Source organism: Methyloceanibacter sp. (genome assembly GCF_050728395.1).
Lineage (GTDB): Bacteria > Pseudomonadota > Alphaproteobacteria > Rhizobiales > Methyloligellaceae > Methyloceanibacter.
Window position 1 is genome coordinate 26,760 of record NZ_JBOHJB010000026.1, and the last position, 8,831, is coordinate 35,590.

Consider the following 8,831-nt stretch of genomic DNA (forward strand, 5'->3'; position numbering starts at 1 on the left):
CGTTGTTTGGGACTCTCGCGCGGCGAGAACCTACTCGCCGCGCTCCACCATCTGCCGCTTCAGCGAGGCGATGGCCGCAGCAGGGTTCAGTCCCTTTGGGCAGGCCTTGGTGCAGTTGAGGATGGTGTGGCAGCGATAGAGCCTGAAGGGATCTTCGAGCTCGTCGAGCCGCTCGCCGGTCCGCTCATCGCGGCTGTCCTCGACCCAGCGGTCAGCCTGCAGCAGAACGGCGGGGCCAAGATAGCGCTCGCCGTTCCACCAATAAGACGGGCAGGCGGTGGAGCAGCAGGCGCACAGGATGCACTCATAAAGCCCGTCGAGCTTGGCGCGGTCCTCCCGGCTCTGCCGCCATTCCTTCTGCGGTGTCGGCGTGTCGGTCTTGAGCCAAGGCTCGATCGAGCGGTGCTGGGCGTAGAAATGGGTCATGTCGGGGACGAGGTCCTTGATCACCGGAAGGTGCGGCAAGGGATAGATCGAGATGCGCTCGGGTGCGTCGTCGGCGTGAAGCGTGCAGGCGAGCGTGTTGGTGCCGCCGATATTCATCGAGCACGAGCCGCACACCCCTTCGCGGCAGGAGCGGCGGAAGGTGAGGGTCGGGTCGACGTTGTTCTTGATCCAGATGAGCGCGTCGAGGACCATCGGCCCGCACTCCTTCATGTCAACCCAATAGGTGTCGAGGCGCGGGTTCTCAGCCTTGTCTGGATCGAAGCGGTAAACGCGGTATTCGCGCCAGCGCCCAGCCTCCGCGCCCTCTGGCGGCGGGTTCCAGGCCTTGCCGGGCTGGACCTTGGAGTTCTTCGGCAGCGTGAATTGAACCATGCTCTTCTATCTCCTCATGCTGAGGAGGCGCGCAAGCGCCGTCTCGAAGCATGTGGCCCGGTCCTTCGAGACGCGGCCTGGCGGCCGCTCCTCAGGATGAGGGTTGTCATCAATACACCCGCTCTTTCGGCTCGATATAGGCGATCTCGTTGGAGAGCGTGTAGGTGTGCACCGGCCGATAGTCGAGGCGCAGGCGGCGCGTTCCATAGTCCGCCCAGGACAGCGTGTGCTTCATCCAGTTGAGGTCGTCGCGCTTGGGGAAGTCCTCCCGCGCGTGCGCCCCGCGGCTCTCCTGCCGCGCCAAAGCTCCGGCCACGGTCACCGCGGCCTGCGAGATCAGATTGTCGAATTCGAGCGTCTCGATCAGGTCGGTGTTCCAGATCAGCGAGCGGTCGGTGACGTGGATGTCGTCGCTCTCCTTCCACACGTCGTGGATCTTGCGCACCCCTTGCTGCATCACCTCGGCGGTGCGGAACACGGCGCAGTCGGTCTGCATGGTCTTCTGCATCTTCAGGCGCAGCGCCGCCGTCGGCGTGCCGCCATTGGCGTAGCGGAAGCGGTCGAGCCGCGCGATCGCCTCTTCCCCCGCGCCTCTCGGCAGCTCAGGCATGGCGCTGTCGCGCTTGATGGTCTCGGCCGAACGTTGTGCCGCGGCGCGCCCGAACACCACGAGATCGATCAGCGAGTTTGAACCAAGCCGGTTCGCCCCGTGCACCGAGGCGCAGGCCGCTTCCCCAACGGCGAAAAGCCCGGGCACAATGGCATCGGGGTCGCCGTCGCGCGGGCACACCACCTCGCCATGCAGATTGGTTGGGATGCCGCCCATGTTGTAATGGACCGTCGGCAGCACCGGGATCGGCGCGCGGGTGAGATCGACGCCGGCGAAGATGCGCGCCGATTCGGTGATGCCAGGCAGCCGCTCGGCGAGCAGAGCCTCGTCGAGATGGCTCAAATGCAGATGCATGTGGTCCTTGTCGGGGCCGGTGCCGCGACCTTCCCTGATCTCGATAGTGATGGCGCGGGACACCACGTCGCGCGAGGCAAGATCCTTGGCATGCGGCGCGTAACGCTCCATGAAGCGCTCGCCTTCCGAGTTGGTGAGGAAGCCGCCTTCGCCGCGCGCGCCCTCGGTGATCAGCACGCCGGCGCCATAGACTCCGGTCGGATGGAACTGCACGAACTCCATGTCCTGGAGCGGAAGTCCGGCGCGCAGCACCATGGCGTTGCCGTCGCCAGTGCAGATATGCGCGCTCGTGCAGGAGAAATAGGCGCGGCCGTAGCCGCCGGTGGCGAGGATCACCTGATGGGCGCGGAAGCGGTGCAGCGTGCCGTCCTGCATGGAAAGCGCGATCACGCCGCGGCAGCGCCGCTCATCGTCTATGATCAGGTCGATAGCGAAATATTCGATGAAGAACTCGGCCGAATGGCGCAGCGCCTGGCCGTACATGGTGTGAAGCATGGCGTGGCCAGTGCGGTCGGCGGCGGCGCAGGTGCGCAAGGCCTGGCCCTTGCCGAAATCGGTGGTCATGCCGCCGAAGGCCCGCTGCAGGATCTTGCCCTCGTCGGTGCGCGAGAAGGGCACGCCCCAATGCTCGAGCTCGTAGACGGCTTCCGGCGCGCTCTTGCAGAGATATTCGATGGCGTCCTGGTCGCCGAGCCAATCGGATCCCTTCACCGTGTCGTACATGTGCCAGCGCCAATCGTCGGGGCCCATATTGCCGAGGGCCGCGGCGATGCCGCCTTGCGCCGCCACGGTATGCGAGCGGGTGGGGAACACCTTGGTGATGCAGGCGGTGCGCAGGCCCGCTTCGCTCGCGCCGACCACGGCGCGAAGGCCCGCCCCGCCGGCACCGATCACCACCACGTCGTAGCTGTGGTCAATGATCGGATAGGCGCGGCCGTTGATGTTCGGGGCCTGATCTGGCGTGGCGTCTTGCGGCATTGAGCTAGCTTCCGAGACTGATCTTCACGAGCGCGAATGTGCAGGCAAGGCCGACGGCGGCGGCGAAGAAGGTCGTGAGCAAGATCGCCGCGACCCTGGCGCCCTCGCCTTGCACGTAGTCCTCGATGATCTCTTTCAGCCCGATGCGCATATGGATCGAGGCCGAGATTACGAGCGCAAGCATGGCGATTGCCACGACCGGGCGGGCAAGATAGGCCCGAATTGTCTGATAATCGGCGCCGATATGGGTGACGATGGAGAGGATGAGGAAGATGACGAGAGGCACGTTGGCGACCGCCGTCATCCTTTGACGCCAGAAGGTCTCCGTCCCGCGATGGGCGGCGCCGAGCCCGCGTGCCTTGGCAAGTGGCGTGGCCATGGTTATGCCCCTCCCCTCAGCCAATAGCCGGCGATCCACAGGGCCAAGGTCAGCACGGTCGAGCCGATGATGGTTCCCCAGGCGAAGATCTCGATGCTCACCTTGTCGAGACCGCGCCCCGTATCCCAGATCAGATGGCGGATGCCGCCGAGCATGTGATGGATCAGGCCCCAACTGAACATGAACAGCAGGAAGCGGCCGACGATGCTGCCGAAGAAATCGTTGACCGTGGCGTAGGCCTCGGGTCCCGAGCTGATCGCCACCAGCCACCAGGCGAGCAGGATGAAGCCGATGGCGTTGCCGACGCCTGAGAGGCGATGGGCGATCGACATCATCATGGTCAGCATCGGCCGGTAAATCTGCAGATGCGGCGAAAGCGGCCGCCGCGCTTGCGTATTGCTATTGCCCATGAGGATGCCTTGCCGGCCAGGAAATCGAAGGTCTCTGTCCACTCATAGACCACCGACCCCGTCGGGGGCAATCAAACCGGCAGCGGCCTTCTGTTCTGCTCAATAACCCCTCAGCCTTCCCGCCATGCGACTTGCGCAGAGCTTCGCTGGCGCAAGATCGCGGCGGAAAGCCCTCTCCCACAAGGGGCGAGGGGACTCTGTGGCGGTGCCTTTGACCCCTCTCCCCCCGTGGGAGAGGGTGGCGCGACGCCGGACCTGTCCGGAGTCGCGACGGGTGAGGGGGACCTGTCGGCTGACTAGGGCAGATCTATTCCGTGACCACGCCGCAGGCGATGCGGTCACCGGCATTGCCGGCAGGATCGGTCTGATAGTCGTCGGCGCCGGTGTGAATCACGAGTGCCGAGCCGTCTTGATCGAGCAGCGCGGGCTCGGCGTCGAGCGTCACCATCTCGTCCAGCATCTCGACGGTAAGCTTGCCACTGTCGGGCACGTGCAGGTTCGGCATATCGCCGGCGTGCGGCCCTTCCGCATTCATCAGCCCGTGCTTGGTCTCGTCGGGATTGAAATGTGGGCCGGCTGACTTGAAATCGGGCGGCTCGCATTTGCCGACCGCGTGCACATGGAAGGCATGGTCGCCTGGCGGGACGCCGTCGAGCGTGAGCCGCATCAGGACGCCGGTCGGCGTATCGGTGAGCTCGACCTTGCCCACCTCCTTGCCGTCTCTGTCCTTGAGCAGGGCCTCGGCCTTGTCGACGGCGCGCGCGGGCCAGGCAGTGGCGAGCGTCATCGCCAGCAGCGCGGCGACGGCGAATTTGCGGTCCATGGAGCCCTCCTGGCATTCGGGCAGGACAATTCATCAGAAGCAGTTGCGTTCCGTCATACCGGCGCATGCCGAAACTTAGAAGCCCTCATGCTGAGGAGCGCCCGAAGGGCGCGTCTCGAAGCATGTCACCCTTCGAGACGGGCCTGACGGCCCCCCTCAGGGTGAGGTCTTCCCCCTACCGCGGCAGCGCCACCCAGCAATCGAGATCGAGCACCACGCCGTCCTCGTAGCTGCCGTCGGCCTTGTGCCCGGGGAAGTCGGCGCAATTCCGGTCCTTCACCGCAAACAGGCGTAAGCGCAACGCGCCCATGTCGGTTCGGCCGGGAAGCTCGGCTTTGTCGATGACCTCGCTCCAGGCATAGATGGTGTCGCCGGCAAAGGACGGCGCCACGTGCCGCCCGCCATTGATGGCGGCGAGATGGAAGGCGTTGGCGAGCCCGTTGAAGCTCAAAGCGCGCGCAATGGAAATGACGTGTCCGCCATAGACGATGCGGCGCTTGAACCTGCCTTGCGCCTCGATGTGCTGGTTGAAATGCACCCGCGCCGTGTTCTGGAACAGGCGCGTGGCAAGCTGGTGCTCCGCCTCCTCAATGGTCTGGCCGTCGACATGATCGATCTTGTCGCCGACTTTGTAGTCGCCCCAGCGCTTGGCCGACCCGGCGAGCGCATAGTCGTAGGCGCCAAGCTTCAGGCTCGGCAGCGCCTCGCCGAGCCGCGACGGCTCGACCTCGGCGATCAGCTCCGGCACATGCGGTTCAGGCGCGGGCGCGCGCTCGTCACGCTTGTTCACCATCACCCAGCGCGAGAAGGCGAGCACAGGCTCAGCCCTCTGATTGCGTCCGGTTGAGCGCACATAGACCGTGCCGTTCTTGCGGTTTGAGTTCTCTTTCAGGCCGATGATCTCGGTCGTGGTCGAGAGCGTGTCCCCGGGATAGACCGCCTTGAGGAAACGCATATCGGCGTAGCCGAGATTGGCGATGGCGTTCCGCGAAATGTCCGGCACCGTCTTGCCGAGCACGATGTGGAAGGTGAGCATGTCGTCGATCGGCGCCGTCGGGTAGCCGATCGCTTGCGCAAACGCGTCGGACGACTGCACGGCGAAGCGCGAGCCGTAGAGCGCGGTGAACAGGCTCACATCGCCGACCGTCACGGTGCGCGGCGTGGCGTGCACGATCTCCTGGCCGAGCTTGAAATCCTCGAAGAAATTGCCGGCGCTTTCTTTGGACATAGGGGGCGTCTTCGCGTCGTTCATAGGGGCCCTAGACGATAAGTTTGAGGCAAATGATGGGGGCGCACCATAAAGTCGCGGGCAAAGTCTGTCATCTCGCGCGTTCGCACTCTGTTTTGTGCGGGCCACCCGAATTCCTTGTCATTGCCCGGCTTGACCGGGCAATCCAGTAACCCAGGCCCTCACAAAAATAACTAAGGTTTGCGGTTACTGGATGCCCGCCTTCGCGGGCATGACAATCGGATGGATGCGCCGCGCTTGGGCGTCTAACCACGCGCGAAAGAAGACCTGTTGAGGGACGCCGAAAGCAGTGACGGCCCCCGCTTGCGCGGAGGCCGTCACTTAGCAAACTCTAATAGATCGACGCTTGGAATTAAGCGCGGTCCAGCTCGGCCGGGAGGTAGCTCGTCACTTCCATGCCAGCCTCGGACTCGGTGATCTCGGGTTTCAGCCACTCTTTCATGGTCGTCTCCTTCGGTGAACTTACGAGCTTGAATATGAGGGGAGGCCATGAGTACCGCATGACGCGTCCATGAAAACCGTCTGAATGCCACATTAAGAAATTCTGAACAGGAAGACTCGGCAATCTTTCCGCCGGAGCTATGGGAGCGCTCTGCCTTGAGCCACAAGCCATAGTAGCTTCTGCCCGAGAGGCCACTATGGGGACATTTTTCAGGACTGTGCGAAGGCCGGTCTACCCTATCTAAAGAGCGCCAGAGCCTTCTCCAAGGTGATCCAGATGCCCCAGGCGAGCGGGATACCGACCGCGGCCCAAGCGAGCAGTGCCCTGATGTCGAAGCCGCCACTACCGACGGCCGACGTCACGGCCGCGACCCTGCTTTTCAGCTTGGCTTGGAGGGCGGCCACCTCTTCCTCGCTCATGAACCACTTCTTGTCCAAGGGCCTGATCAGCAGATTGGCAATGAAGCCTGCCACCAGCAGGCCAGCAAGCACGTAGAAGATCGGGTGATAAATCTGGTCGTAGGGGACGCCTGCGGCTTTGCGGGTGTCGTGCATGTAGTTCACGATCACCGGGCCGACGATGCCCGCCGTCGACCAGGCGGTGAGCAGACGCCCGTGAATGGCGCCAACATATTGCGTACCGAAGATGTCGGCGAGGTAGGCCGGGATGGTGGCGAATCCGCCGCCATACATCGAGGCAATCAGGCAGAAGGCTGCGGCAAACACGCCGAGCATTCCGAGCGTGGCGAACGTGGGCGCCGCCGCGTAGCAGAGGAAGCCGAGCGTGAAGAAGGTGAAGTAGGTGAGCTTCCGCCCGATCTTGTCCGACAGCGACGCCCAGAAGAAGCGCCCGGCGATGTTGAACAGAGAGAACAGGCCGACAAAGGCCGCGCCGACGAGCGCCGCTTGTGCCTTTTGCGCGTCGCTGAATTGTCCAAAGCCCACAGAAGGATCGCCGAACAGCCTGCCCCCAAAGGTTTCCTGGAGCATGGGCGAGGCGGCGCCAATGATGCCGATGCCGGCCGAGACGTTGAGGCAGAGCACCGCCCAGATCAGCCAGAATTGGAGGGTCTTGTGCGCGTCCTTGAGGTCGACGTTCCCGGTGGTGATCATGGCGTTGGAATTGACCGGGGGCGTCCAGTCATGTGGCTTCCACCCTGCCGGCGGTAACCGATAGCCGAACGCGCCTCCCATCATAAACACGAAATAGATGATGCCCAGGGTGATGAAGGTCTCCCACACACCGGGCGAGGTTGGCGTGGCGTAGTGGTTCATCAGCATGGTGGCGAGGGGTGAGCCGATCATGGCACCGCCGCCGAAGCCCATGATGGCCATGCCGGTCGCCATGCCGCGGCGGTCAGGGAACCATTTGATCAGGGTCGAGACCGGAGAGATGTAGCCGAGGCCGAGACCGCAGCCGCCGATGATGCCCGAGCCAAGCCACATCAGCCAAAGCTGGTGGATATAGACGCCGAGTGCCGAAATCAGAAAGCCACCGCTCCAGCAGAAGGCGGCGACCACGCCGGCTCTGCGTGGCCCAACCCGCTCGAGCCAGCCGCCCCAGATGGCGGCAGAGGTGCCGAGCAACACGAAGAACAGAGTGTACATCCAGCCGAGATCGAACTGGCTCCAGTTGCAGCTCGTGGTGAAGAGCGCCTGAATCGTGCCCGCCGCCTTTTCGCCGAAGGTGGTCGCGGCGGCCGAGCATTCGGGAACCGCCTTGCCGTCGGCGCCCAAGAGCGCGCCTTGCAGCGGCTTCCAGAACACGCTGAAGCCATAGGCCATGCCGATGCAGAGATGGATGGCAAGCGCGGCCGGCGGGACAAGCCAGCGGTTGTAATTCGCCGGGGCGATAATCCGCTCCTTGTCCAGGAGCCCGACATGATTGTCAGCAACCGCCGCCTGACCCGTGCTCGCCATAGCGCGTCTCTCCCTCGGGGCTCTTCGGCATACCCCGTTGTCGCGGTAATCTGGACGGGCTTGCAGATGATCGCAAGGCCCTAGCGGGCAGCCCCGCCTCTGCCTCGGCATAGAACCAGCAGAAGGCCGGAGCCTCGCGATTGGACAGATTTGCGAAACTTGCGTGACAGCGCGGGTGTTGCGAGTCCGGCGCCGCTCAGCTCCGCTGCTTGGCCTTCTCCACCAGCACCGAGGCGATGAGCGCGGCAAAGCCCATGAGCTGGGAGAGGCCGTTGGCAGCCTGGCCCCATTCCCATAACGACCGCCACTCCGCCCAGTTGTCGGGCACCGGCCCATTCACCCATTTGGCGAGCTCGACATTCACCGGATAGACAAGGACCCACCAGATCAGGAGGCCGATGGCGAACATCGCCGCCGCGGCGACGGTGAAGGCGAAACCGCCCGCGCCGTGGCGGCGCAGCAGCAGCGCGAGCACGATCAGCGCGATGATGGTGGTCAGCTGAATGAGCACGCCGAGCGGGCCCGACAGAGCGTAGGCCCCGCCCTGCACCGTCGACCCCACCCAGAGATACTGATCCCAACCCATGCGCGCCGGGAGCTGCATAAGATGGCCGATGCCGACGCCGAGCGAGAGCGCCGCGAGCATGATGACCACGAAGCGTGCATTCCTGAGTTCCATTGCTTCCCCCCTCGCGCCGGAGCCTAGAACTCCGCGCTGTTCGGCTCTCCGGCCGTTTCTTCAATGACCTTGAGATGGCGCACCGTGAGGCTGTCGATCTCGACCTCTCGCAAGCGCGCTTTGCGGATTTCCAGCCTGCCGATGGCGAGCGCCCCGATAGCAAGAGCAC

General features: G+C 64.1%; 9 protein-coding genes. All 9 read right to left on the bottom strand.

Annotated features, from left to right (window positions below; genetic code table 11):
- Positions 1–30 precede the first annotated feature (30 nt).
- The gene (locus tag ACREC7_RS06725) at positions 31–819 is read right to left on the bottom strand and encodes a succinate dehydrogenase iron-sulfur subunit (RefSeq protein WP_431554921.1); all 789 of its coding nucleotides are present in this window, start codon (positions 817–819) and stop codon (positions 31–33) included.
- Between the two features lie 109 nt (positions 820–928).
- A complete protein-coding gene (gene sdhA / locus ACREC7_RS06730) occupies positions 929–2,761 on the bottom strand; it encodes a succinate dehydrogenase flavoprotein subunit (protein WP_431554922.1) in 1,833 nt (610 codons plus the stop codon).
- Between the two features lie 4 nt (positions 2,762–2,765).
- A complete protein-coding gene (gene sdhD, locus ACREC7_RS06735) occupies positions 2,766–3,140 on the bottom strand; it encodes a succinate dehydrogenase, hydrophobic membrane anchor protein (protein ID WP_431554923.1) in 375 nt (124 codons plus the stop codon).
- A 2-nt stretch (positions 3,141–3,142) separates the two neighbouring features.
- Positions 3,143–3,550 carry a succinate dehydrogenase, cytochrome b556 subunit gene (gene sdhC / locus ACREC7_RS06740; RefSeq protein ID WP_431554924.1) on the bottom strand — a complete coding sequence of 136 codons (408 nt, stop codon included), beginning with the start codon at positions 3,548–3,550 and terminating at the stop codon, positions 3,143–3,145.
- A gap of 307 nt (positions 3,551–3,857) precedes the next feature.
- Positions 3,858–4,373, bottom strand: a complete 516-nt coding sequence (locus ACREC7_RS06745; RefSeq protein ID WP_431554925.1) for a superoxide dismutase family protein — start codon at positions 4,371–4,373, stop codon at positions 3,858–3,860.
- A gap of 175 nt (positions 4,374–4,548) precedes the next feature.
- Positions 4,549–5,601, bottom strand: coding sequence for a MaoC family dehydratase (locus ACREC7_RS06750; RefSeq protein WP_431554926.1), 1,053 nt, complete (start codon positions 5,599–5,601; stop codon positions 4,549–4,551).
- Between the two features lie 373 nt (positions 5,602–5,974).
- The gene (gene pqqA, locus ACREC7_RS06755) at positions 5,975–6,064 is read right to left on the bottom strand and encodes a pyrroloquinoline quinone precursor peptide PqqA (RefSeq protein ID WP_045363338.1); all 90 of its coding nucleotides are present in this window, start codon (positions 6,062–6,064) and stop codon (positions 5,975–5,977) included.
- A 236-nt stretch (positions 6,065–6,300) separates the two neighbouring features.
- Positions 6,301–7,983, bottom strand: a complete 1,683-nt coding sequence (locus tag ACREC7_RS06760; protein ID WP_431554927.1) for an OFA family MFS transporter — start codon at positions 7,981–7,983, stop codon at positions 6,301–6,303.
- A 196-nt stretch (positions 7,984–8,179) separates the two neighbouring features.
- On the bottom strand, positions 8,180–8,662 hold the full coding sequence (locus tag ACREC7_RS06765) for a hypothetical protein (RefSeq protein ID WP_431554928.1): 483 nt from the start codon (positions 8,660–8,662) through the stop codon (positions 8,180–8,182).
- Positions 8,663–8,831 lie beyond the last annotated feature (169 nt).

What these genes read in the sequence shown, in the direction of transcription:
- ACREC7_RS06725 (WP_431554921.1), bottom strand. Translation starts at nt 819, where the DNA reads ATGGTTCAATTCACGCTGCCGAAGAACTCCAAGGTCCAGCCCGGCAAG.
- sdhA (WP_431554922.1), bottom strand. Translation starts at nt 2,761, where the DNA reads ATGCCGCAAGACGCCACGCCAGATCAGGCCCCGAACATCAACGGCCGC.
- sdhD (WP_431554923.1), bottom strand. Translation starts at nt 3,140, where the DNA reads ATGGCCACGCCACTTGCCAAGGCACGCGGGCTCGGCGCCGCCCATCGC.
- sdhC (WP_431554924.1), bottom strand. Translation starts at nt 3,550, where the DNA reads ATGGGCAATAGCAATACGCAAGCGCGGCGGCCGCTTTCGCCGCATCTG.
- ACREC7_RS06745 (WP_431554925.1), bottom strand. Translation starts at nt 4,373, where the DNA reads ATGGACCGCAAATTCGCCGTCGCCGCGCTGCTGGCGATGACGCTCGCC.
- ACREC7_RS06750 (WP_431554926.1), bottom strand. Translation starts at nt 5,601, where the DNA reads ATGTCCAAAGAAAGCGCCGGCAATTTCTTCGAGGATTTCAAGCTCGGC.
- pqqA (WP_045363338.1), bottom strand. Translation starts at nt 6,064, where the DNA reads ATGAAAGAGTGGCTGAAACCCGAGATCACCGAGTCCGAGGCTGGCATG.
- ACREC7_RS06760 (WP_431554927.1), bottom strand. Translation starts at nt 7,983, where the DNA reads ATGGCGAGCACGGGTCAGGCGGCGGTTGCTGACAATCATGTCGGGCTC.
- ACREC7_RS06765 (WP_431554928.1), bottom strand. Translation starts at nt 8,662, where the DNA reads ATGGAACTCAGGAATGCACGCTTCGTGGTCATCATGCTCGCGGCGCTC.